Here is a 22,156-nt window from a genome sequence, read left to right as displayed (position 1 = left end):
GCCCCACCATGTTGCAAGGCATCCATCACGTCGCCTACCGTTGCCGGGACGCCAAGGAAACGGTCGAGTTTTACAAGCAGGCGCTCGACATGGACCTGATCCTCGCCATTTCCGAGGATCACGTGCCCAGCACCAAGGCGCCGGACCCGTACATGCACATCTTCCTCGATGCCGGTCGGGGCAATGTGCTGGCGTTTTTCGAGCTGCCCAACAGCCCGGCCATGGGCCGCGACACCAACACGCCCGAATGGGTTCAGCACCTGGCTTTTGAGGTCAAGGACATGGACGCCCTGCGCGCGGCCAAGGCCCGACTGGAGGCCATGGGCCTGGACGTGCTCGGCCCCACCAATCACGCGATTTTCCAGTCGATCTATTTCTTCGATCCGAATGGGCACCGCATCGAACTGGCTGCCAACACCCAACAACCGGGCGACATCGACCGTTTGCGCGAAGTGGCCATTCCCATGATTGAAGAATGGAGCCGGACGAAGCGGGCCGTCCACCACGCTGCTTGGCTGCACGAGCGGGAGTTTTCTGAGGTGAACTGAGCGCGAGTCCGCCGACAGCGCCCAAGCAAAAGGGCCACCGGAGGGTGGCCCTTTTTTTTGTAAGAGGTTGGGGTTAGACATTGAACAGGAAGTTCATCACGTCGCCATCTTTGACGATGTACTCCTTGCCCTCGGCGCGCATCTTGCCGGCGTCTTTGGCGCCTTGCTCGCCCTTGTAGGTGATGAAATCGTCAAAAGCGATGGTTTGAGCGCGGATGAAGCCGCGCTCGAAGTCGGTGTGGATCACGCCGGCGGCCTGCGGGGCCGTGTCGCCCTTGTGGATGGTCCAGGCACGCACCTCTTTCACGCCCGCGGTGAAGTAGGTTTGCAGGCCCAGCAGGCTGAAGCCGGCGCGGATCAGGCGGTTCAAACCGGGTTCGGTCTGGCCCATTTCCGCCAGGAACATGGCCTTGTCTTCGTCGCTCATCTCCGATAGCTCGCTCTCGGTTTTGGCACAGATCGCCACCACCGGCCCGTTCTGGGCGGCTGCGTACTCCTTCAGGCGGTCCAGGAACGGGTTGTTCTCAAAACCAGACTCGCTGACGTTGCCCACAAACATGGCGGGCTTGGCGGTGATCAGGCACAGGGGCTTCAGAACGGCCAACTCTTCCTTGCTGAAGTCGATGGAACGCACCGGTTTGCCCTGGTTCAGCGCCTCTTCGCACTTTTTCAACACGTCAACCAGGCGTTGGGCGTCTTTGTCGCCCCCGGCCCGCGCCACTTTGCTGTAGCGCACTAGGCTCTTTTCAACGGTGGACAGGTCGGCCAGGCAGAGCTCGGTCTGGATGACTTCAATGTCCGAGATGGGGTCCACCTTGCCGTTGACGTGGATGACGTTGTCGTCTTCGAAGCAGCGCACCACGTTGACGATGGCGTCTGTTTCCCGAATGTGGCTGAGGAACTGGTTGCCCAAGCCTTCACCCTTGCTGGCGCCGGCCACCAGGCCTGCAATGTCGACAAACTCCACGATGGCGGGGACCACGCGTTCGGGTTTGACGATGGCCGCCAGTGCATCCATGCGTGGGTCCGGCAACTCCACGATGCCCACGTTGGGTTCAATCGTGCAGAACGGGTAGTTCTCGGCCGCGATGCCCGCTTTGGTCAGGGCGTTGAAAAGGGTGGACTTGCCCACATTGGGCAGACCCACGATGCCGCACTTCAGGCTCATCGGGATTCCTTGGATCGGTGGAGAGCCCCCGGGCGGGGGCCATCGGTCAGCCCAGAATTGGGCAAAGCGCGCGATTTTAAAAGGGTATGCGGGAAATCACGGCGTTAGTGAAGGTGCCTTCCTAGAATGAGGGGATGCAACACGATGTGCTGATTCGCGGAGACGGCTGTGTCGGACGGGCGCTGGCTTTGGCGCTGTCTCGCCAGGGGCTGCGCGTGGCCTTGCGCGGCCGACCGGAACGGTCCTCGGGGCCGGACCTGCGGGCCTATGCGCTCAACACGGCATCCAAGCGACTGCTGAGTGATTTGAAGGTTTGGGACGCGCTGTCCCCGGACGCACGAACGCCCGTGCGGGACATGAAAGTGCAGGGTGACCAGGCGGGGGCGCACATTGGCTTTTCGGCCTCGCAAAGCGAAGTCGAAGCCCTGACCTGGATCGTTGATGCGGCGGAGTTGGAGGCGCAGTTGGAGACGGCCCTTCGTTTTGCACCGCATGTTGAGCGGGTGTTGGACGACGTGCCGCATGCCCTGCTGGCGCTCTGCGAGGGCCGCGAGGCCGGAAGTCGGGCGGCGTTGGGGGTGTCGACGCGGGCGCATCGCTATGGCCACTCGGCGGTGGCCGCCCGCTTGGTTTCTGATCGACCGCACCACGGTGTGGCGTGGCAGTGGTTTCGTGATGGCGAGGTGCTGGCTTTGTTGCCGCTGGATCGCCCGCAGGCGGGCCATGGATGGGCTTTGGTGTGGTCCCAGCCCGCGGAGCGGGCCACGCGTTGGCTGGATGCATCGCCGACAGATTTTGAAGCCGCTTTACAGGCCCACAGCCAGGGACTGGCCGGGGAGTTGAAGCTCGCCAGCGAGCGCAAGGCTTGGCCTCTGCAGTGGTTGCAGGCCGACCGGGTGTCTGGGCCGGGTTTTGTCCTGTTGGGCGATTGCGCTCACCAAGTCCATCCGCTGTCGGGGCAAGGTCTGAACTTGGGGCTGGGGGATGTGGCCACACTCGCGGAGGTCTTGGCGGCGCGCGAGGCGTGGCGCCCCCTGGGCGACGAGCGGCTGCTGCGACGTTACGACCGCAAACGCGTCTGGCCCACGCGTTTGATGGGGGGTGGGGCGGATGCCCTGTGGGCTGGGTTTGCGCACGATTCGCCCTGGGTGGCCTCGCTGCGCAATCACGGATTGAATTGGGTCGATCAAATGCCCCCACTGAAACGCTGGTTGGCCCAGCGGGCGATGGGTTGAGGAGTTGGCAATGAAGTGGTGGTTCAAGGCCCTGATGGGCGTGATGGTGGCGGTGTCGGGCGCGGCGCAGGCCAACGAGGCCGTGATTCGCAAGGCCTTGGCCGAGCGCTTGCCCTCGCATTTCCCGGCCATCGATGAGGTGCGCCCCAGCGTCATTCCAGGTCTCTTTGAAGTGCGGTTCGGCAACGAGATTCGGTACACCGATGCCAAGGGCGAGTACCTGTTCGAGGGGGACCTGATCGACCTCAAAACCCGCAAAAGCCTCACCCAGGAGCGGGTTGAAAAGCTGACCGCGGTGGCTTTCGACTCCCTCCCTTTCAAAGACGCCTTGGTGTGGAAGCGCGGCAATGGCAAGCAACGCATTGCGGTGTTTGCCGACCCCAACTGTGGGTACTGCAAGCGCTTTGAGCGCACCCTGCAGGACCTCAAAGACGTGACGGTCTACACCTTCCTGATTCCGATCTTGGGCGCCGATTCGCGCGACAAGAGTCGAAACATTTGGTGCGCCAAGAACAATGTGGATTCCTGGCTGGGCTGGATGTTGAACAACAAGAACCCGGAGCGGGTGATGGCCAGCTGCGATGAAGGCGCCATTGAGCGCAACCTTGCCTTTGCCCGGCGCCATGCCATTCACGGAACGCCAGCGGTCATCTTCGAGGATGGCACCCGAACCCCCGGGGCGCTGCCCCTTGAGGCGCTGGTGGAGCGCATCACCAAAGCAGAGAAGCGATCTTGAGCCCGACTACTTCGGTTTTTCCGCCACCGCCCGTGGCGGTCCGCTTGGCCTATGCCGGCCTCACCCCGTTTGTACTGGGCGCGCTGTTGGCGTGGCTGCTGCCGCCGGGGCCCGATGAGCACACCTTTGCCATGCTCGGACTGTCGGCTTACGCGGGGGTGGTGTTGGCGTTCTTGGGGGCCGTTTACTGGGGGCAGGCCTTGGCGGCTCGCAGCGCGCAAGCCTTCCCGTATGTATGGGCGGTCGTGCCAGCCATCTTGGGCGCCACGGTTCAACTGATGCCGCCCTACGCCGGCTTGGTTTTACAGGGGCTCGGCTTGATCGGTTGCTATGTAGTGGATCGGCAGCATTACCCCCGGTGGGGCGCGCAAGCTTGGCTGACCCTGCGATTCCGCTGCACCTTGATCGCGAGCTTGTGCTGCTTCTTGGCGGCGGCGGCCAACTGAAGTCGTCCCGAGCTCGGCGCCTGGCGTTTGCCGGTTTGCTGCTGCTGGTGCTGGCCGGCCATCAGGTGCTGGGCCAATGGTTTCACCGGTGGTTGGCGGAGCGCGTTCCGGCCGAGTCCGTGCCCGCGCGCTTGGCGGTGCAGCTGACACGGCCGGCGGTGCTGCAGCCCGTCGCCCCCCCAAAAAAACCGTCGCCGGAACGGCGTTGGGGTCAGCTGAGCAGCCCGCCGCCACCGCACGCGTCAGTCGCCCAAATGGGCGGGGTCGAGGCCCCCGTGCCGGTGGTGGACCCAGCCGCCATTGCGCCCCCGCCTTCGCTGACGGAGGGGCCGGATGACCCCAGCGCGGAGCCCGGCCCCGAGTGGCCGCTCTCGACCCGGTTGCGCTATGCGCTCACCGGGAACTACCGGGGTCCAGTGCACGGTGATGCGGAGGTCGAGTGGCTGCGCCAGGGACACCGCTATCAAGTTCGATTGCGTGTTTCGGTCGGTCCCGAAATCGCTCCTTTTGTGACCCGTTTGATGGTGAGTGAAGGGGAGCTGGGGCCGGATGGCGTGCGTCCGCGGCGCTACGACGAGGAAACGCGCCAGCTTTTTCGAACCCGGCAGTCGACCCTGCGTTTTGTGGACGGCCTGATCGAGTTCACCTCAAGCGGCGCCCGACGTGAACAGGCTCCAGCGGGGGTGCAGGACACGGCCAGCCAGTTTGTGCAGCTGACTTGGTTGATGCTCACCGGCCGCTTGGCATTGGAGCCGGGGACTCAGGTGGAGCTGCCGTTGGCGCTACCGCGTCGGCTCTACGCCTGGCGTTATGAGGTGATGGGCCAGGAGACCTTGGAGACGCCCGTCGGGGCCTTACCTGCTTGGGAGTTGCGCCCTCATGTCGATGACGCGCGCGGCACCTTGCGCGCCACCGTGTGGCTGGCCGCCGGCTTGCAGTTTCTGCCGGCGCGCATTCGCATTGTTCAAGACGACGACACCTGGGTGGACCTGCGGCTGTCTGAACATCCCCAACAAGAGCGTGCGCCGGCCCGCGACAATTCGCCCCCATCGCAAGGAGACCCTGCTTCATGAACACGAACTACGAGTGCATCCTGGTTGAAACCCGCGGCGAGGGGCCGCGAAAGACCGGCGTGATCCGCCTGAATCGGCCCAAGGCTTTGAACGCCCTGAGCGACCCGCTGATGGACGAGCTGGGGCTTGCCCTGAAGGCCTTTGACGCAGATCCCGGCATTGGCTGCATCGTGCTGACGGGCAACGAAAAAGCCTTCGCAGCGGGGGCGGACATCCCCACGCTCTTGCAGCACGACTTCATGTCGGCGTTCAATAGCCAGCTCATCAGCAAGAACTGGGAGCACATCCTTCAGGTGCGCAAGCCGGTGCTGGGTGCCGTGCAGGGCTTCTGCCTGGGCGGGGGCTGCGAGCTGGCCATGATGTGCGATGTGCTCTACGCCGCCGACACGGCCAAGTTTGGCCAGCCTGAAATCAAGCTGGGGGTGATCCCGGGCGGCGGCGGCACGCAGCGCCTGCCGCGCTGGGTGGGCAAGAGCAAAGCCATGGACATGCTGCTGACCGGCCGCTTTATGGACGCTGCGGAGGCCGAACGCTCCGGCCTCGTGGCCCGCGTGCTGCCAGCCGATCAGCTGATGGACGAAGTCTTCCAAGCGGCCGAAACCATCAACGGCTATTCAGCCCCGGTGGTGGCCTTGATGAAGCAGCTCACCAACCAAGCCTTTGAAGTGCCGCTGACCGAAGGCGTGAAGATTGAGCGCGGCATGTTCCACGCCGTGTTCGGTACGCACGACCAGCGCGAGGGCATGAACGCTTTCTTGGAGAAGCGCCCGGCCAATTGGAAGCATGGCAATTGACGCGAATGGCTCAATAAAAACGGGGCCCGCGGGCCCCGTTTTGCTTTGAAAAGCTGGATCAGCTCTCGCGGCGAAGCGCGGGGAAGAGGATCACGTCACGGATAGCGGGCGAATCCGTCAGCAGCATCACAAAGCGATCGATGCCGATGCCGCAGCCGCCGGTCGGAGGCATGCCGTATTCCAGCGCCCGGATGAAGTCGGCGTCGAAGTGCATGGCCTCGTCGTCGCCGTCGTCCTTGGCGTCCACCTGGGCGTGGAAGCGCGCGGCTTGGTCTTCGGCGTCATTGAGCTCGGAGAAGCCGTTGGCCACTTCGCGGCCGGTCATGTAGAGCTCAAAGCGCTCCGTGATGCCGGGGTTCTCGTCGTTGGCGCGGGCCAGCGGCGAGACCTCGATGGGGTGGTTCATGATGAAGGTCGGCTGCCACAGCTTGTCCTCCACCGTGGCCTCGAAGAGGCTGTACTGCAGCACCGCCAGATTGGCGTTCTTGGGCACGGCCTCACCCGCCGCCTGAATGCGCGCGGCCAGCACCTCTGGGTCGTCGACCTCGGCTTCGTTGATGCCGGCATGGGCCAGCAGGGCGTCCCGAATCGTCAAACGCGCGAAGGGCTGGCTCAGGTCCACTTCCTGGCCGTTGTACTGCAGCTTGGCCGTTCCGGCCGCGGCCCGGGCCACGTGGCGCAACAACTCCTCGGTGAAGTCCATCTGGTCCACATGCGTCCAGTAGGCCGCATAGAACTCCATCATCGTGAACTCGGGGTTGTGGCGAACGCTCAGCCCCTCGTTGCGGAAGTTGCGGTTGATCTCAAACACGCGCTCAAACCCGCCCACGATCAGGCGCTTCAGATACAGCTCGGGCGCGATGCGCAGGAACATTTCTTGATCGAGCGCGTTGTGGTGCGTCACGAAGGGCTTGGCGTTGGCGCCCCCGGGAATCGGGTGGAGCATGGGCGTCTCCACCTCCAGGAAACCGTGCTCCACCATGAAGCTGCGCAGGGCGGAAACGGCCTTGGAGCGCAGCGCGAAGCGGTCGCGTGCGGCCTCGTCCATGATCAGGTCCACATAGCGCTGGCGGTACTTCATTTCCTGGTCGGCCACGCCGTGGAACTTGTCCGGCAGTGGGCGCAGGCTCTTGGTCAGCATCACCAGCTGCGTGACCTTGACGGAGAGCTCACCGGTCTTGGTGCGGAACACGGTGCCGCGGGCGCCCACGATGTCGCCCAGGTCCCAGTGCTTGAAGTCGGCGTAAGCGGACTCGCCAATGGCGTCGCGCTGGATGTAAAGCTGGATGCGGCCGGTGGCGTCTTGAATCGTCGCAAAGCTCGCCTTGCCCATGATGCGCTTGAGCATCATCCGGCCAGCAATGCTGACCTCGACGGCCTGGGGCTCCAAGTCCTCGTTGGGAATGTCGCCGTAGCGCTGGGCCAGGGGCAGGGCGCGGTGCTCGGGTTTGAAGTCGTTCGGAAAGACCACGCCACCGGACTGCTGGGCGGCTGCGCGACGCTCGGCCAGTTTGGCGCGGCGCTCGGCGATCAGTTGGTTCTCGTCGGCGTGCGGCGCGGTGGCTTCCATGGGGTCCTTCCGGAGGGCAAAACGGGCGATTTTAGAGGGCGGCTTTCTAGAATGCCGGGTTTTCCCGTTGGCCCTTCTCGAGTGGGGCGTCCATTTCCATGCGCCCAACTGTCCTTAACCATCGATGTGCGTGCCCGCATTGGGCTGGGGGGCTCCGTTCGTGAGCACCCTGCTGCGCGGTGCCGGGTTGGTGGGACTGGGCAATGGAGTGGCCCACGCGCTGCCCTTGCTGCTGGGGCCCTGGTTGACTCGCCTGTTCACCCCTGTCGAATACGCGGCCTTCAGTTTGACCTGGGCGGCGGCCACCAACGTGGCGGTGGTGGCTTGTGGACGCTATGAATATGCGTTGCCCCTGGCGAGGGGCGCGACGCGGGCGCGGGCCTTGGTGGCGCTGTGTGCTTGGGTGCTCACGGGGGTAGTGCTCCTGTGTGGGGTCTGGGTGCCGGTGCTTCGCCCCTTGGAGCCCACCCTGACCCTGTTGCCGGTGCTGGTTCTGGCACTGGGCGGGGTTCAGTTGCTCAGCATGGTGGCCACGCGGGCCCAGCGATTTGGTGCGTTGGCACTGGCAAGGGTGCTGCAGTGGGGGGGCGCTCCGGCGCTGCAGGTGGGCGCCGGGCTCTTGCAACTGGGCGTCTGGGGCTTGGTGCTGGCGCCTGCGTTTGCAGCGGTGGCGGCCTGCGCGTGCCTGTGGCTCTTGCTGCGGGCGGGTCAGGGAGCCTGGCGGGACGTGCGACCCACCCACTTGTGGGCAGTCGCGCGGCGTTACAGGGACTTCCCGCTACTCAACACCCCCCATGCCTTTGCCTCGGCCGCGCAAGACACGCTGGCGCTGCTCTTGATCACCGCCTGGGCGGGAGACGTTGCCACCGGCATTTGGGCCCTGGCGCTGCGCTATTTGAAGGCGCCAGCCACTTTGGTGGGCAGTGCCGTGTCTGCGGCGCTGTACCCGGCCCTCACCCATGCCCCCAACTTTGAGGCGGCACGGGCGCAGCTGCAGCGCACGGTGCGCACGCTCTTTTTGATGGCGTTGCCGCTGGGTGCCGCGGTGATGCTGCTCGGCCCCGAGGGCTTTGCTTGGGCCTTTGGCGAGCCCTGGCGAGCGGGCGGCGAAGTGGCGCGGGCCCTCACGCCTTACTTGGTGCTGCACTTCGTGGCCTCGCCCCTGGCGGTGGTCACGATGGCCTGGCAAGCCCAAGCCTGGGCGCTGCGCTTGGCGCTGGTGGGGCAGGGGCTGTTCCTGGGCGGACTTGCCGCCGGGCTGGCGTTGGGCGGTTTGGTTGGCGCAGCGTGGGGTGTCTCACTCACCATGACGGGATACTTCGCTTTTTACCTGGGGGCGCTGTGGCGCTGGAAGCGATGATGGGCGGCCTGCGCGCTGCGCTCAATGCCGGGCGGCGGTGGCTGTGGCGAGTGCTTTTCTTTCGCATGGTGTTCGGGGAGCGAGATCCGGCCAGCGGCGCGCTGCGCCCGCACAGCCGTATCGCGGCCAGTACCTGCATTGAAGGCGAGGCGGGGCTGTCCTTGGGGGATCACGTCTTCATCGGCCAGTTCAATTTCCTGGAAGCCAGCGGGGGGCTTGTGCTGGGCGAGGGCGTCCAGATCACCAATTTCTGCAGCCTGGTGACCCACAGCAGCCAGCAGGCCCAGCGTCTGCTCGGGCGGGCCTATGTGGGCTGGAGCGGGGAGAAGCCGGGGTTCAAACGGGCACCCATTGAGATCGGACCTTACGTGTTCATCGGCCCCCATGCGCTGATCGAAGCGGGTTCACGTCTGGGCAAAGGCGTGCTGGTGTGCGCCTATGCGCAGGTGCGCGGCGAGGTGCCGGATTTCGCCATCGTCGCGGGCCAGCCGGCCCAGGTGGTGGGCGATGTCCGGGCGGGGGACGCCCGGTGGCTGGCGGCGCACCCCGAGTGCCGGTCGCATTACGAAGCCTGGGCTGGGAGGCTGACTTGAAGCACCTGTGCCTGCTCGGCGACGCCAACCATGTGCACCTGCGCCGCTGGGCCGCTGAAATGGTGGCGCGGGGGTGGCGGGTGTCGGTGGTGACGGCACGCCCCGAGTCCCAAGCCGGGGTGACGCAATGCGTGCTGCAGCCAGTGTTCAAGCCCTGGGATTGGCTCTTCCGCGTCAAAGACGCGCGACGTGCCGTGGAGATGCTGAAGCCCGATTTGATCCACGCCCATTACGTCACCTCCTACGGGTATTTGGGCGCGCGTGTGGCGGACCGCCGGCCGTTGCTGATCACGGCCTGGGGCAGCGATTTGCTGGTCACACCCCGCGAGAGTTGGCTCAAGCGCTGGCTGACGGCCTGGAGCCTGCGCCGGGCGCGGGCGGTGACCGGGGATTCGGCGGACTTGGTGGCTGTGGCGCGCGAGTTGGCGCCCCAGGTGCCCGCGCATGAAGTTCACTGGGGCGTGGACTTGAGCCGCTTCGCCCCCGTGTCCTGGGGGCAGAAGCCCGGGTTTGAGGCGGTGAGCCTGCGCTCCTGGGCGCCCAACTACCGCATTGACCTCATCCTGCGGGCGCTGGCGCGGGTGCGGCAGCAGCACCCCGGCGCGCACCTGCACTTGCTGGGCGGAGGGCCCGACGAAGCGGCCCTGCGCGCCCTGGCCCAGGAATTGGGGGTGGAGTCGGCCGCTACCTTTCACGGCCGGCTGGACGATGCGGGTATGGCGGCCGTCATGGCGCGCTGCAAGCTGTCCATCAGCGTGCCCCGCAGCGACGCCACGTCGGTCTCGCTGCTGGAGGGCATGGCTTGCGGACTGGCGGTTCTGGCGAGCGATTTGCCTGCCAATCGACAATGGCTACCCCCAGAATGCTGTGTTCCGGTGGATGATGAGGCGCTGCTCGCGCAGCGGTGGTCCGCTTGGGCCGCAGAAGAGGCGCCAGCCGCAGCGCAGGGCCAGGCGAATGCCGAGCGCATGGTGCGCGAGGGCGCGCGTTCGGTGCAAATGGATCGGGTGGATGCGCTTTATCGCGCGGTATTGAATCAAGCATGAGTTCGTGGGTTTCGGTCATCGTCCCCTGTCGCAACGAGCGAGCGCACATCGAGGCGTTCTGTGCGTCGCTATTCGCCCAGCAGCTGCCCGCCGGGTGGTCGCTGGAGGCGGTGATTGCGGACGGTCAGAGTGACGACGGCACCGCCCAGTGGCTCGCCGAGCACGCGGGCGAGCGTCTCAAGGTGATTGATAACCCGGGGCGCATCGTCTCCACGGGCTTGAACCACGCGCTTTCCATCGCGCGCGGCGAGGTGATCGTGCGCATGGATGTCCACAGCGTGTACGCCCCGGACTATGTGGCCGAGTGCATTGCCGCGCTGGCGCGAACGGGCGCTGACAACGTGGGGGGCGCTTGGTGCGCCCAAGGCCAGGGGGCCCTGCAGCGGGCCATTGGCGCGGTGTTTCAGTCGCGCTGGCTCAGCGGTGGAGCGCGCTCGCGGGTGCTGGACTTCGAGGGCGAAGTGGACACGGTCTACCTGGGGGCGTGGCCGCGGGCCAGCTTCGAGCGATTTGGCGCCTTTGATGAAAACCTCGTTCGCAATCAGGACGACGAACACAACCTGCGCATCAAGAAAGCGGGCGGCCGGGTGTGGCAAAGCGCGCGCATTCGCTCACACTACACCCCGCGCGCCGCCTTGTCCGCTTTGGCCCGGCAGTACCTGCAGTACGGTTACTGGAAGGCGTTTGTGATGCGCAAACACGGGCAGGCCGCCAGCGCGCGCCATGTGCTGCCTGCGCTGGGGCTGACCGCCGTCCTGGGGGCTGTCTTGGTGTTGCCCTGGTGGCCCGGTGTCTTGCCCGCGCTGTTGGCCCCCTATGCGCTGTGGGTGCTGGGGGCTTCCGCCGCGGCGGGTCGGGAAGACTGGGCCGTGCGCCTGCGCATGCCGGCAGTGATCCTCACCTACCACGGGGCCTATGCACTGGGGACGATTGTCGGCGCTTGGGATGTGCTGCGGGGATTGCCGCCCGAATCGGCACGCAACAGCCGGTTCGCCCAACTGACGCGATGAGCCTGGATGCGATTGAAGCCGCGTATGCCCGCCGCTCGGCGGAGGATCCGCGCTACCACCCTTTGAACCCCGCCCAAGCCCAGGCCATTGCCCAGCGGGATGCGGCACTTCAGCGCCTGCTGCGCCGCGAGGGCTGGGGCGACACGGCCTGCTTGCGCGCCGCGGAATTGGGGTGTGGCACGGGGGGCAATCTGCTGGGCTTGCTGCGCTGGGGGTTTCGCCCGGAGCACCTCACGGCGGTGGAATTGCAGGCCGCGCGCGCGCATCAGGCGCGCCAGGTGTTGCCGTCGACCTTGCAACTCTTTGACGGCGATGCGCGCACAGCGGCCGTGCCAACAGGCAGCCAAGACCTGGTTTTGGCTTTTACGGTGTTCAGTTCGGTGCTGAGCGATGCCTTGCAGCAAGACTTGGCCGACACGCTGTGGCGCTGGTTGCGCCCCGGGGGCGCGGCCATCGTGTACGACTTCACCGTGGACAATCCGCGCAACCCGGATGTGCGGGGCGTGCCTTTATCGCGCCTGCGGACGCTGTTCCCGCGGGCGAGCGTCCGCTCCCTGCGGCTGACGCTGGCACCGCCCTTGGCCCGCCGTCTACCCGAAGGGCTGCTTCCACTCTTGGCCGCACTGCCGCTGCTGTGCACCCACCGTTTGACTCACCTTCGCAAGCCGCTGTGAACGCTCCTCAATTCCTGCCCTTTGCCCTGCCCGACATCGGCGACGATGAAATCGCTGAAGTGGTGGACAGCCTTAAAAGCGGATGGGTCACCACGGGCCCCAAGGCCAAGCGGTTTGAGGAGGAGTTTGGCGCCTTCTTGGGGGATTCCTCGTTGCACTGCATCGCGGTCAACAGTGCCACGGCGGGCTTGCACTTGGCGCTCGAAGCCCTGGGGCTGGGCCCGGGCGATGAGGTCATCACCACCACCCACACCTTTACGGCCACGGCGGAGGTGGTGCGCTACCTTGGGGCCGATGTTCGCTTGGTGGACATTGACCCGGCCACGCTCAACCTGGACCTGGATCAGGTGGAAGCGGCCATTACCCCCCGAACCCGCGCCATCATTCCCGTGCACTACGCGGGTCTGGCGGTGGACATGCTCCGCCTCTTGGACATTGCCCGCCGCCACGGCCTCAAGGTGGTGGAGGATGCGGCGCACGCTCTGCCCACCACGTTGGAGCGCGAACTCATTGGCACGCTGGGCAGCGACGCGACGGTGTTCAGCTTCTACGCCAACAAGACCATGACGACGGGCGAGGGCGGCATGCTGGTGACGCGCAACGCCGCACTGGCTGCGCGGGCCAAGGTGATGCGGCTGCACGGCATGAGCCGTGATGCCTTTGATCGGTTCACGGCCAAGGTGCCCAGCTGGTACTACGAAATCGTCGCGCCTGGCTACAAGTACAACCTGACGGACATTGCCGCTGCGCTGGGACTGCACCAACTCAAGCGGCTGCCCGCCTTCCAAAAACGGCGGGAGGAGCTGGCGGCCCAGTATTTCCAAGGCTTGGCCGACTTGCCGTTGATCTTGCCGCCCCAGGCACCGGCAGGCGACACCCATGCGTGGCACCTGTTTGTGCTGCGCTTGACCGATGACGCCCCAGTCGACCGAAACACCTTCATTGAGCGTCTATACGCCCAGGGCATTGGCTGCAGCGTGCACTATGTGCCGCTGCACTTGCACCCGTACTGGCGCGATCGCTACCACCTCACCCCCGAGCAGTTTCCGCACTCGCAGAAGGCCTATGAGCGCATGGTCAGCATTCCGCTGTACACCGCCATGAAGGACAGCGACGCCCAGCGCGTCATGGCGGCCATTCGCCAAGCGCTGGAGGCCTGATGGCCAAGCGGCTGTTTGACGCGGTGTTGAGCGGCTGCGGCCTGGTGGTGCTCTTGCCGCTGCTGCTGCTGATTGCGGTCTGGATCAAGCTGGACTCGCCCGGGCCTGTCTTTTTCCGCCAGGAGCGGGTGGGGCGGGCGGGGCGCTCGTTTTGGATTCACAAATTCCGCACCATGCGTCACGCCGCCGGGGGCTTGCCGCTCACGGTGGGCACGGACGACCGCGTTACGCGCGCCGGTGTTTTTTTGCGCCGGCATAAATTGGACGAACTGCCGCAGTTGATCGATGTGCTCGTGGGCGATATGAGCTTGGTGGGGCCGCGCCCCGAGGTGCCACGCTATGTCGCCCACTATCCAGCGGCGCTGAAGGCGCAAGCCCTGGCCGTTCGACCGGGTATCACCGACCCGGTCTCTTTGGCCCATTTGGATGAAGCGGCGCTGCTGGCGCAGGCCCAAGACCCGGAGCGGGAATACATCGAGCGCATCCTGCCCGCCAAAGTCCAGGCGGCCGTCGCTTATGCGCAGCGCGCGAGCTTGGCTTCGGATTGCGCTGTCTTGGTTCGAACTCTTCGTACGCTCTTGCAGCGCCCCTCGCCATGAATGCCAGTTTGCGCGCCTGGGGCGCGGTGGACCGCTTGCTCAACCGCCTGCGCAAAGGGCGCGAAGGCTTGGCCTTGCTGGTCGACTTGGGTGGGGTGGCCGTGGCCTGGCAAGCCACCTATCTCTTTCGGCTGGGCTTTGATCGTTGGCTCAGCGCGCGCCCGGACTACGACCCCTGGGTCTTGGCGGGCTTGCTGGGCGTTTGGGCGGTGGTGTTCCGCGTGTTGCGCATTCCGCGGGCCCTGTGGCGGTTTTCCGGCTTCGGCGAAGTCAAACGCCTGACCGTGGCCTGTGTGCTGGCCGGTGTGCTCACGGCCGCGGGCGTGCGCGCCTTGGGTTTGGATGCCATTCCCCGTGCGGTGCTGGCGCTGCACCCGGTGTTGGCGCTGATGGGGCTGGTGCTGTTGCGGATTGGCTATCGCATGCTCTATGAGCACATGCGCGCCCGTTTGCACCGGGGGGCGGGGGAAGTTCGGCAACTGCTCATCTTGGGGGCCGGCGAGGCCGCCAGCCGCCTGGTGGCTGGCCTGCGGGATCAAGACTGTTTGCTGCATGGCTTGCTCGACGACGAGCCAACCAAACGCGGACGCCGAGTGGCCGGGGTTCCGGTGCTGGGCGGTTTGGACGAACTGCCCCTCTGGGTCGACCGGCTGCCGCTGACTCACCTGGTGTTGGCCATTCCCTCCTTGCGCGGCACCGCCCGCCAGCGGGTGCTGGAGTTGGCCGCGGCCACCGGGCTGCCCGTGCTCACCGTGCCCAGCCTGGAGGAGTTGCAGGAGGGCGTCCCCCCGGAGCGCGTGCGGGATATCAAGCCCGAAGACTTGCTGGGCCGTGCGCCCGTGGAATTGGACGAGGCCGGCATCGGCGAACTCATTCGGGGGCAAACCGTGCTGGTCACGGGCGCGGGTGGGTCCATTGGCAGCGAGTTGTGCCGCCAGGTGGCGCGCTACCAACCCGCCCGTTTGGTCCTCTATGAGCTGAGTGAATTCAATCTGTACAGCTTGGACCAGGAATTGCAGGAGCGTTTCCCCAATCTCGCGCTCACGCGACTGATGGGGGATGTCAAGGACTACGACCACCTCTTGGCTAGCTTATTCGAGTGGCAACCCAGCCTTGTGCTGCATGCTGCGGCCTTTAAACATGTCCCCTTGATGGAGGAGCAGGCCAATGCGGTGGCCTGCCTGCGCAACAACACCCTGGGCACCTTTCAGGCCGCGCGGGCGGCCGCTGAGGCCGGGGTGGCGCGGTTCGTGTTGATCAGCACGGACAAAGCGGTGAACCCCACGAACATCATGGGGGCGACCAAACGGGCTGCCGAGCGCGTGATCTCGGCCCTGGCCCAGGAGCACCCCCGCACCCGATTCATGGCGGTTCGATTTGGCAATGTGCTGGGCTCCAGCGGCAGTGTCATCCCCAAATTCAAGGCGCAAATCGCCAAGGGGGGGCCGGTGACGGTGACCCACCCGAACATCATTCGCTACTTCATGACCATTCCGGAAGCTGCACGCTTGGTGCTTCAGGCCGCAGCCATTGGCGATACCGGTCAGGTGTTGGTGCTGGACATGGGCGAGCCGGTGAAGATTGTTGATTTGGCGCGCGACATGATTCGCCTCAGCGGGCATTCTCTCGAGGACATCGCCATCGAGTTCACGGGGCTGCGTCCTGGCGAAAAGCTGTTTGAAGAATTGCTGGCCGACAACGACACCACGCTGGCCACGCGCTGCCGCAGTGTGCGGATCGCGCGGTTGGGCGGGGTAGAGCCCGCCGAGGTCCGGGCTTGGTTGCGCGACCTGGACTTGTCGCCCGAGGCGGGCGTGGAGGCCATCGCCGCCCAGTTGGGCCAGTTTGTGCCCGAGTACCGTCGCAACGCCAGCTAGGCGTTAAGCCGCTTTCCAGCGGGGGTCACTTTGTCGGGCTGACCTTCCCGTCGGCAGCTTCTTGCAATGTGTCCGGCTGATGCACCACCAGAGCGTTCCCGTCTCGGGCCAGCACCTTCAGCCCTTGCAGGAACTGCAGGGTTCTTGTCACGGTCTCCCGGCTGGTGTTGACCATGATCGCAATTTCCTGGTGGGTGGGCGGCAACGCAATGACCACTTGGCCCTGGCCATTCTTTTGCGTCAGCAGGGCGAGCTGCGCACAAACACGCTGGAATGAGCTGGGCAGCGCCAACACCGCCCGCTGACGCGAGGCGCGTCGCAAGCGCTGGGCCAAGCGCAATGAAATCGCCTCCGCCGCAGCAGGGCTGGAGAACATCAACTGCCGCGCTCGATCCGGGTCGACGAAAAAGACCCGCGACGGCGCGACCGCGATCACGTATTCCGGCGCCGATTGGCGGTCAATCAGGGGTAATTCGCCGAAAAAGTCGCCTTCTTCGATGAAATCCAGCCCGACCTCGCGCCCATCCAGCGTAAAGTCCACAGTCTGCAGGCGGCCCTCAATGAGAAAGCCCAAGCCCAGGGCGCTTTCTCCCCGCTTGACCACCACTTCGCGCCGCTCCACCCGACGCTCGCTGAGGGTCTGGGCCAGGGTCGTCAGTTGGGCGACCGGCAGGCTGTCAAAGAGGCGCAGACCCTGCAGGATCGGAATCAGAATGGGCATCGCAGCATGCTGATCTTAAAAAAGCGGCGCGGATGTGATGCAGGGCACACAAAAAGAGGGTGGTTTGGAGGCAAGATCCTCAGTCCACACTGGCGGAACGAGTCTCTTGGGTTTCTCAGGCGTGGATTCGGGCTCTCTTGGAGGGCTCAATACGCGTGGTGTGGAACCCGCGCAGGAGTTTGGTGATGATACTGACACGAATTCAACACAGCCTTTGGCGCGCTGCGGGTCTGGCCTTGATGGGGCTGACGGCCGTGGGGGCTCATGCCCAGCAAGTCGGTCAGGTCAGCCTGCTCATTGGGGCCGCCAAAGTCATTCGCGCGGATGGTTCGCGCACGGACTTGCGTCAGGGGGATGCCGTTACCGTGGGTGACCGCATCGAAACCGCGGCCAACGGCCACGTTCACCTGCGGTTCTTGGACCACGGCGCCGCCAGCGTTCGTCCGGACAGCGTGCTCGAAGTGCAGTCCTATCGCTACGACCCGGACAAGCCCTCGTCGAACGAAGTCCGACTCAAATTGCACCAAGGCGTGGCGCGTTCCATTTCCGGTGCCGCGACGGAAAACGACAAGAACCGCTTTCGTCTGAATACACCCTTGGCTGCCATTGGCGTGAGGGGTACGGATTTCATCGTGCAGGTGTTGCCGGAACATGTGCGCGCCACCGTGGCCACCGGGGCCATCGTGATGGCGCCGTTTGGGGCGCAGTGCCGAGCGGATGCGCTGGGTCCCTGCGGGGGGCGGGCTGGACAGTTGCTCAGCGCCGACATGGGCCGCATGATGTTGGAGCTGCGGTCCGGGGAAGTGGGCGCTCGCATCGTGCCGGCCGTGGATGCGGTTATGGCGTCGGTGCCGCAGCAGGCGGAAGTCCGCAAGGCGGTGCAGATGGCGGCCATTGCCGCGGCGCAAGCCGATTCCCGCTCGACGGCAACCGACCGTGCGGCTGCGGCCGTGCTGGCCATCGCGCCTGTCGGTCCCACCGACGCTCGCGTATTGAACACGCCGCCGAGCCGCGACTCGGAACTCGCCTGGGGGCGTTGGTTCAGCTTCTATTCTGGCTTCGACAACATGAGCATCCCTTACTGGGCGGCCTCTGAAGGCCGGCACATTACTGTGGGCGATGGCAACTCAGGGTTGTTCCGCAAAGGGGATCCCTCAGCAGCGGAAGCGGTTTTTCGCAATCCGGGCGTGGATCGTGTTGATTTCCGGCTGACGCGGGCGCAAGCCAGTTTCGAATCGGGCAGTCACATGGAAGCCGCCGCAGTGGAAGGGGGGACCTTGAGTCTGGATTTCCTCCACCGCAGATTTGCGACAGCGCTGGCACTTTCGTCGCTCACTGGGGGTTCGGCTGAATTGCGACTGGGTGGCGCCATTCGAAGTGACGGCACCTTTGCGGTGGCAGAGGATGGTCAACGGGTGGCCGGTGCGGTATCGACCAGTTTGCAAGAGGCAGGCTATCTCTTTGAGAAGCAAGTCGGTAATGGTGTTTTCCGCGGCCGGACGCTTTGGGGTCGCGGCAAGTAAGCCGCCCGGGACTGATGGCTCATGAACCGCCTCCGGCTGTCGATTGACCGTCCCTGGCGCGCTCGGGTGGGCGCGCTGGTGCTGGTCGCGTTGCTGATTCTGATGCTGCCCTGGGCGGCGGCGGTATGGCTACAGGCGGCGCAAGACTTTGTGGGGGATTGGAGCTGGCGTGTTGCTGCCACCCCTCGGGAGGCAGAGCGCCGCGTTGTTGTGGTGGACATCGACGAAGATAGTTTGCGTCAGGTTGGTCCGTGGCCCTGGTCCCGCGAAACTCTCGCGCAACTGTCAACCCGCCTGAACGATGCTGGCGCTGCGTTGCAGGTTTACGACATGGTGTTCCCTGAGGCACGCGAGGGGGACGAGGCGCTGCGCACCGCATGGTCCAAGAGTGCCGTGGTGGTGGGGCAAATTTTCTCGCTCGACCCTCGTTCGCAACCGCGACAAGGGGTGATCAGTGCCGCATCGACCTTGGGCGCTTGCCATGAGCGTGGGTTTGGCTCTGAGGCCGTTGCCCAAGGTTGGGTGGCCAATTCGCCTTCAATTTTGCCGCCACAGGCTGCTGTGGGCCACTTGACGCCCCGCCTTGGCCTTGATGGGGTCATCCGGCGTGTTCCGGCTTGGATATGCCATGAGGGGCAACGTTACCCATCGCTAGCCCTGGCTGCGTTGACCCGGCTGCTCGCGCCTTCTGCTCCCAGCGGGCGGGTAGAGTGGCAATTGCGCACAGCATCGGGTGCGTTCTCCCCGGGGCAGCCGCCGCGGTGGTTGCAGTCGACACAAGCGCCGGGATTTATCCTGCCTGTCGATGAGTACGGCGACATGCTGGTGCCGTACCGCTTGGCGCGCGAAAGTGTGACGTCTGTATCTGCTGGTTCGGTTTTGGCCGGTCGGGCCGATATCAACCTGTTTCGTGGCGCCATCGTGGTTGTCGGGGCCACAGCCTTTGGGCTGACGGACACGGTTTCTACGCCGCTGTCTTCGGTCGCCTCGGGGGTTGAGGTGCATGTCCAGAGCCTTGTCGGCATCCTGGATCATCAGGTTCCCTATCGGCCCCAGGCAGCCCTTGCGGCTCTCGGCGGCACCATGGCGGTGACCGCTTTACTGCTCCTGGCATTGGTTCGGCGCAAACGCCTTTCGGCGCGCACCTTGCCGCTGACGGGCGTCCTCTTGGGCGTCGTGTGGGCGGTCGGCGGCGTTTCCCTGCTGCCTGGGCTGTCGTGGGATTTGCCTTGGGCGCAAGCGGCACTTTATTCCGTAGTCGCTGCGGTGGTTTTGGCTGCGCTGGAACACAGTTTTGCCAAAGGTCAGCGCGAGCGCCTGTCGGCGCACCTCAGTGCCTACCTGCCCGAACCTGTCGCTGCGCAACTGGTGCGGTTGGAGCCCACCGGGCAGTTGGATGCCCGTCGCCGTGAGATCACCGTCTGGGTCGCCAATCTGCGCAACTTCGACGCTTTTGCGATCCACTCTCCGCCTGAAGAGGTGGCGGCAACCCTGCATGCCTACACCTGCTTGGCTGTTCAGGCGGTGGAGGCCAATGGGGGCGTGGTGGAGCAAGTTGCCGGTGACCGAATCGTGGCGGTCTGGAATGCTTATGCCGATGACGCCCAGCATCCTGTGCGCGCCTTGGCGGCCGCCAAAGCGCTGATTGTCAGCACCCGCGACTTGCTTTCACCCAAGGCTTGGGGGCCGGAGGCCTCCACACTCCAACCCCTGGGCTTGGGGATCGGCATGGAGTCCGGCGATGCTATCGTCGGGTCTTTCGGGCCCGCCAAACGGCGAGCGCATGCTGCGCTCGGTGAACCGGTTGGGGTCGCTGCCCGATTGCAAGGCATGACCACCGACCTGTCTCTACCCATCCTGATCGGCCCCCGTTTGGCGGCGGCTTTGCCTCAGGCTGCTTTGGAGACGCAGGGCGAATATCTCATTGAAGGCCAGCGCCGCTCCATGGAAGTGTTCGCCCCGGCGGACTGGGCCCAGTGGTTGCCGCCCGAAACCGTTTGGCCAGCCAGCAGCCTTCAGGATGCGCAAGGCACCGACGGCCTTGAAACCTGGTCAAGCGAACTCCCCCGGCCCACGTGACCCGAAATCCCTCGATGCGCCGGTCAAGCCGCCTGTGGGGCGGTTTTTCGTTTGGCGCCCTCGTGATGGGGCTCTTGGGGGCCCTCCCCGTGCAAGCGCAGAGCCTGTCATCCTGCACAAGCTTGGCCCGCACACCCTGGCCATTGACCCCAGTGGGTCGGGCAGACTTGTTGCAGCGATTGAGCGCCCAGCGGGAGGCCTGCATTGAAAACGCCCCGTTTTTGGCATTGCTTGGCGCGCTTTGGTTGGAGCAGGGCGATCCGGGTCAAGCCTTGGTTTGGTTGGAGCGTGCCTTGCTGCTGGAGCCGCGGGCCCAGGGTGCCCGCTTAGACCATGCCCTGGCCTTGGCTCGGATGGGCGAGTTGGACGCCGCGCAGACTCTATACATAGAGTGGCAGCACAAAGCCGATGTTCCGCCCGTCGTGCTGCACCGGCTGCGAGCCGCCATTCAGGGCGGCGCAGCTCCCGTGGTGGCGTCGGCGCCGCCCGAACCGGTCTCGCTTGGCTGGCGCTTTTCGCCTTCGGTTTCCGTGTCCCGTGGGTATGAGGACAACCTGGATCGCTCGCCCACTCTTAGTGAAATTCGCTTGACCCCGCCCGAAGGGCCGATCACCCTGCCGCTCGCCGTTCCCATTGCGCCCAGAAAAGGCCAAACTTGGTTGACTGAAGCGGCCCTCCAGGCCCATCGCAGCACTGGGGCGGACACCCTGTGGCAAACCGGGCTTCTGATCAGTTGGCGCCAGGTTTCGCAGCAATCGGCTGATGACCAGCGCTCCGTCCAATTTGCGCTGGGGCGCTGGCACCAAGTTGGTGCGAGTCAAAGTTCCGCCTCCGAGTGGATCCCGAGTTGGCTCCTTAGTGCCTGGCGCATCCAAAATCAAATCAGCTTGGGTACGGTTCAGGGTAGTGCGGCGGCCAATCACCACCAAGCTCGCTATTTAATTGCGGCTGAGTCCGATTGGAATTGGGGTCCAGGTCAGTGTGTCCGCCGCCTGGAAGGGGAGTGGACTCACCAGCGCTACACCGGAGAGGCCCTGCTCAGCAGCAACACCCCAGCGCTGACCCTGGCAGCCGACTGCCGGCGTGTAAACGGGCAAGTCTGGACCTGGGGTGCGCATGTACGCTGGGGGCAAGACCAGCCATTGTCGGCAGAACGCCCAGGTGGAAGACAGTCCCAATGGTCAGCTGGCTTGCGTATGGCGCTTGAGTTGGGGGGGCGTTGGGGGCTGGAGGCGGCTTTGCGCAGCGCGCGGCTCACAGACGATGAAGGCTTTAGCCCCTTGCTTGAGGGCGGCGCGCCCCGCCGCCAGACCCAATGGTTGGCTACCTGGGAGGCCCGCTACCGCCTGTCACCGCCCCAGTCGGGCTCAGGCTCCAGGTGGGAGGCCTGGGTGCAATGGCAGCACCTGCGCCAGGGTAGCAACATTGAGTTGTTTCGCTACAACGCCAACACCGCCTATGCGGGTTTGCGCTGGCGCCCCTGATCCCGGGCCCCGTCAGAGGGCATGCTAGAGTCCGAGGTGACGCACCGGGCATGGGTGGGAGTGCGCCTATGCGAGACACAACCACCTGTGTGTCAGTGTGTTGTGGGGTTTTAACAAGGCTCGGTTCATGTGATGACCATCACATGCGCCGCGCGGCGAGCGAACCACACTACGCACGTCCATTGGGATAGCTGCTGCCGTGCTCGGTGGCTTTTTAACTGAACGAAGAGGATCGTTTATGGCAATCAATTTCGGTACCGACACCCTGGGTCGTGACATCGCTCGTTTGTATAAGGCGCTGTACGACGCGGCGCCCGGCGTGAATGGCCTGGAAGCCTTGCGCGACCAATCCAAGGTTGCGGTGGGTGTTGGTAGTACCGCTGCGCAGAATGTGTCGTTTTATTTGAACGATGCGTTCAAGACGCTGAGCAATGCTGACTGGGCGGAGCTGATCGTCACC

The 22,156-nt window shown here is 65.0% G+C and carries 21 protein-coding genes; 18 read left to right on the top strand and 3 right to left on the bottom strand.

Annotated features, from left to right (window positions below):
• Positions 1 to 8 precede the first annotated feature (8 nt).
• The gene (locus I7X43_RS00105; protein ID WP_198098858.1) at positions 9 to 548 is read left to right on the top strand and encodes a VOC family protein; all 540 of its coding nucleotides are present in this window, start codon (positions 9 to 11) and stop codon (positions 546 to 548) included.
• Positions 549 to 621: 73 nt separating this feature from the next.
• Here I7X43_RS00105 and ychF read toward each other — a convergent pair whose 3' ends face one another.
• Positions 622 to 1,716, bottom strand: a complete 1,095-nt coding sequence (gene ychF, locus I7X43_RS00100; RefSeq protein WP_198098857.1) for a redox-regulated ATPase YchF — start codon at positions 1,714 to 1,716, stop codon at positions 622 to 624.
• 134 nt (positions 1,717 to 1,850) lie between these two features.
• On the opposite strand from ychF, the gene I7X43_RS00095 reads away from it, so the two are divergent.
• The 5 genes from I7X43_RS00095 to I7X43_RS00075 are packed head-to-tail and all read left to right on the top strand — an operon-like array spanning position 1,851 to position 6,000.
• Positions 1,851 to 2,951: an FAD-dependent monooxygenase gene (locus I7X43_RS00095; protein WP_198098856.1), complete on the top strand. Its 1,101-nt coding sequence runs from the start codon at positions 1,851 to 1,853 to the stop codon at positions 2,949 to 2,951.
• Between the two features lie 10 nt (positions 2,952 to 2,961).
• Positions 2,962 to 3,687, top strand: a complete 726-nt coding sequence (locus I7X43_RS00090; protein ID WP_198098855.1) for a DsbC family protein — start codon at positions 2,962 to 2,964, stop codon at positions 3,685 to 3,687.
• Complete coding sequence (locus I7X43_RS00085; protein ID WP_216860035.1) at positions 3,684 to 4,133, top strand: DUF3429 domain-containing protein; 450 nt, start codon at positions 3,684 to 3,686, stop codon at positions 4,131 to 4,133. Before I7X43_RS00090 ends, I7X43_RS00085 begins: the two co-directional genes overlap by 4 nt.
• Positions 4,103 to 5,206 carry a DUF3108 domain-containing protein gene (locus I7X43_RS00080; RefSeq protein WP_198098854.1) on the top strand — a complete coding sequence of 368 codons (1,104 nt, stop codon included), beginning with the start codon at positions 4,103 to 4,105 and terminating at the stop codon, positions 5,204 to 5,206. Before I7X43_RS00085 ends, I7X43_RS00080 begins: the two co-directional genes overlap by 31 nt.
• Positions 5,203 to 6,000: an enoyl-CoA hydratase-related protein gene (locus I7X43_RS00075; protein WP_198098853.1), complete on the top strand. Its 798-nt coding sequence runs from the start codon at positions 5,203 to 5,205 to the stop codon at positions 5,998 to 6,000. Before I7X43_RS00080 ends, I7X43_RS00075 begins: the two co-directional genes overlap by 4 nt.
• Before the next feature lie 58 nt (positions 6,001 to 6,058).
• Here the strand turns inward: I7X43_RS00075 and lysS are convergent, their stop codons facing one another.
• Complete coding sequence (gene lysS / locus I7X43_RS00070; protein WP_198098852.1) at positions 6,059 to 7,570, bottom strand: lysine--tRNA ligase; 1,512 nt, start codon at positions 7,568 to 7,570, stop codon at positions 6,059 to 6,061.
• 160 nt (positions 7,571 to 7,730) lie between these two features.
• Here lysS and I7X43_RS00065 point away from each other — a divergent pair, with 160 nt between their 5' ends.
• Genes I7X43_RS00065 through I7X43_RS00030 form a run of 8 tightly spaced genes read left to right on the top strand, consistent with a single transcriptional unit; the run spans position 7,731 to position 15,889 of the window.
• Positions 7,731 to 8,930: a lipopolysaccharide biosynthesis protein gene (locus I7X43_RS00065; RefSeq protein WP_310737495.1), complete on the top strand. Its 1,200-nt coding sequence runs from the start codon at positions 7,731 to 7,733 to the stop codon at positions 8,928 to 8,930.
• Positions 8,931 to 8,938: 8 nt separating this feature from the next.
• A complete protein-coding gene (locus I7X43_RS00060) occupies positions 8,939 to 9,523 on the top strand; it encodes an acyltransferase (protein ID WP_198099756.1) in 585 nt (194 codons plus the stop codon).
• A complete protein-coding gene (locus tag I7X43_RS00055; protein ID WP_246480078.1) occupies positions 9,520 to 10,569 on the top strand; it encodes a glycosyltransferase in 1,050 nt (349 codons plus the stop codon). The genes I7X43_RS00060 and I7X43_RS00055 overlap by 4 nt, the downstream gene beginning before the upstream one ends.
• On the top strand, positions 10,566 to 11,579 hold the full coding sequence (locus I7X43_RS00050; RefSeq protein WP_198098850.1) for a glycosyltransferase family 2 protein: 1,014 nt from the start codon (positions 10,566 to 10,568) through the stop codon (positions 11,577 to 11,579). Before I7X43_RS00055 ends, I7X43_RS00050 begins: the two co-directional genes overlap by 4 nt.
• Positions 11,576 to 12,253: a methyltransferase domain-containing protein gene (locus tag I7X43_RS00045; protein WP_198098849.1), complete on the top strand. Its 678-nt coding sequence runs from the start codon at positions 11,576 to 11,578 to the stop codon at positions 12,251 to 12,253. Before I7X43_RS00050 ends, I7X43_RS00045 begins: the two co-directional genes overlap by 4 nt.
• On the top strand, positions 12,250 to 13,413 hold the full coding sequence (locus tag I7X43_RS00040) for a DegT/DnrJ/EryC1/StrS family aminotransferase (protein ID WP_198098848.1): 1,164 nt from the start codon (positions 12,250 to 12,252) through the stop codon (positions 13,411 to 13,413). Before I7X43_RS00045 ends, I7X43_RS00040 begins: the two co-directional genes overlap by 4 nt.
• Positions 13,413 to 14,012: a sugar transferase gene (locus tag I7X43_RS00035; RefSeq protein WP_198098847.1), complete on the top strand. Its 600-nt coding sequence runs from the start codon at positions 13,413 to 13,415 to the stop codon at positions 14,010 to 14,012. The genes I7X43_RS00040 and I7X43_RS00035 overlap by 1 nt, the downstream gene beginning before the upstream one ends.
• On the top strand, positions 14,009 to 15,889 hold the full coding sequence (locus tag I7X43_RS00030; RefSeq protein WP_198098846.1) for a polysaccharide biosynthesis protein: 1,881 nt from the start codon (positions 14,009 to 14,011) through the stop codon (positions 15,887 to 15,889). The genes I7X43_RS00035 and I7X43_RS00030 overlap by 4 nt, the downstream gene beginning before the upstream one ends.
• 25 nt (positions 15,890 to 15,914) lie before the next feature.
• Here the strand turns inward: I7X43_RS00030 and I7X43_RS00025 are convergent, their stop codons facing one another.
• Positions 15,915 to 16,610, bottom strand: a complete 696-nt coding sequence (locus tag I7X43_RS00025; protein WP_198098845.1) for a Crp/Fnr family transcriptional regulator — start codon at positions 16,608 to 16,610, stop codon at positions 15,915 to 15,917.
• A 185-nt stretch (positions 16,611 to 16,795) separates the two neighbouring features.
• Here I7X43_RS00025 and I7X43_RS00020 point away from each other — a divergent pair, with 185 nt between their 5' ends.
• From I7X43_RS00020 to I7X43_RS00005, 4 genes are all read left to right on the top strand, one after another.
• Entirely contained in the window at positions 16,796 to 18,133 is a 1,338-nt protein-coding gene (locus I7X43_RS00020; RefSeq protein ID WP_198098844.1) for a FecR family protein, read from the top strand.
• Positions 18,134 to 18,154: 21 nt separating this feature from the next.
• Positions 18,155 to 20,212: a CHASE2 domain-containing protein gene (locus I7X43_RS00015; protein WP_198098843.1), complete on the top strand. Its 2,058-nt coding sequence runs from the start codon at positions 18,155 to 18,157 to the stop codon at positions 20,210 to 20,212.
• Between the two features lie 143 nt (positions 20,213 to 20,355).
• Positions 20,356 to 21,696, top strand: coding sequence for a tetratricopeptide repeat protein (locus I7X43_RS00010; protein WP_198098842.1), 1,341 nt, complete (start codon positions 20,356 to 20,358; stop codon positions 21,694 to 21,696).
• A 238-nt stretch (positions 21,697 to 21,934) separates the two neighbouring features.
• The coding region (locus I7X43_RS00005; protein ID WP_198098841.1) for a hypothetical protein at positions 21,935 to 22,156 on the top strand (222 nt) is incomplete at its 3' end.

The sequence above is a fragment of the Inhella gelatinilytica genome, assembly GCF_016093295.1.
Taxonomy (GTDB): domain Bacteria; phylum Pseudomonadota; class Gammaproteobacteria; order Burkholderiales; family Burkholderiaceae_C; genus Inhella; species Inhella gelatinilytica.
The sequence above is the reverse complement of the archived record's forward strand: the minus strand, read 5'-3'. Positions and strand labels throughout refer to the sequence as shown.

What these genes read in the sequence shown, in the direction of transcription:
- I7X43_RS00075 (WP_198098853.1), top strand. Translation starts at nt 5,203, where the DNA reads ATGAACACGAACTACGAGTGCATCCTGGTTGAAACCCGCGGCGAGGGG.
- I7X43_RS00095 (WP_198098856.1), top strand. Translation starts at nt 1,851, where the DNA reads ATGCAACACGATGTGCTGATTCGCGGAGACGGCTGTGTCGGACGGGCG.
- lysS (WP_198098852.1), bottom strand. Translation starts at nt 7,570, where the DNA reads ATGGAAGCCACCGCGCCGCACGCCGACGAGAACCAACTGATCGCCGAG.
- I7X43_RS00025 (WP_198098845.1), bottom strand. Translation starts at nt 16,610, where the DNA reads ATGCCCATTCTGATTCCGATCCTGCAGGGTCTGCGCCTCTTTGACAGC.
- I7X43_RS00020 (WP_198098844.1), top strand. Translation starts at nt 16,796, where the DNA reads ATGATACTGACACGAATTCAACACAGCCTTTGGCGCGCTGCGGGTCTG.
- I7X43_RS00045 (WP_198098849.1), top strand. Translation starts at nt 11,576, where the DNA reads ATGAGCCTGGATGCGATTGAAGCCGCGTATGCCCGCCGCTCGGCGGAG.
- I7X43_RS00050 (WP_198098850.1), top strand. Translation starts at nt 10,566, where the DNA reads ATGAGTTCGTGGGTTTCGGTCATCGTCCCCTGTCGCAACGAGCGAGCG.
- I7X43_RS00105 (WP_198098858.1), top strand. Translation starts at nt 9, where the DNA reads ATGTTGCAAGGCATCCATCACGTCGCCTACCGTTGCCGGGACGCCAAG.
- I7X43_RS00090 (WP_198098855.1), top strand. Translation starts at nt 2,962, where the DNA reads ATGAAGTGGTGGTTCAAGGCCCTGATGGGCGTGATGGTGGCGGTGTCG.
- I7X43_RS00035 (WP_198098847.1), top strand. Translation starts at nt 13,413, where the DNA reads ATGGCCAAGCGGCTGTTTGACGCGGTGTTGAGCGGCTGCGGCCTGGTG.
- I7X43_RS00015 (WP_198098843.1), top strand. Translation starts at nt 18,155, where the DNA reads ATGAACCGCCTCCGGCTGTCGATTGACCGTCCCTGGCGCGCTCGGGTG.
- ychF (WP_198098857.1), bottom strand. Translation starts at nt 1,716, where the DNA reads ATGAGCCTGAAGTGCGGCATCGTGGGTCTGCCCAATGTGGGCAAGTCC.
- I7X43_RS00030 (WP_198098846.1), top strand. Translation starts at nt 14,009, where the DNA reads ATGAATGCCAGTTTGCGCGCCTGGGGCGCGGTGGACCGCTTGCTCAAC.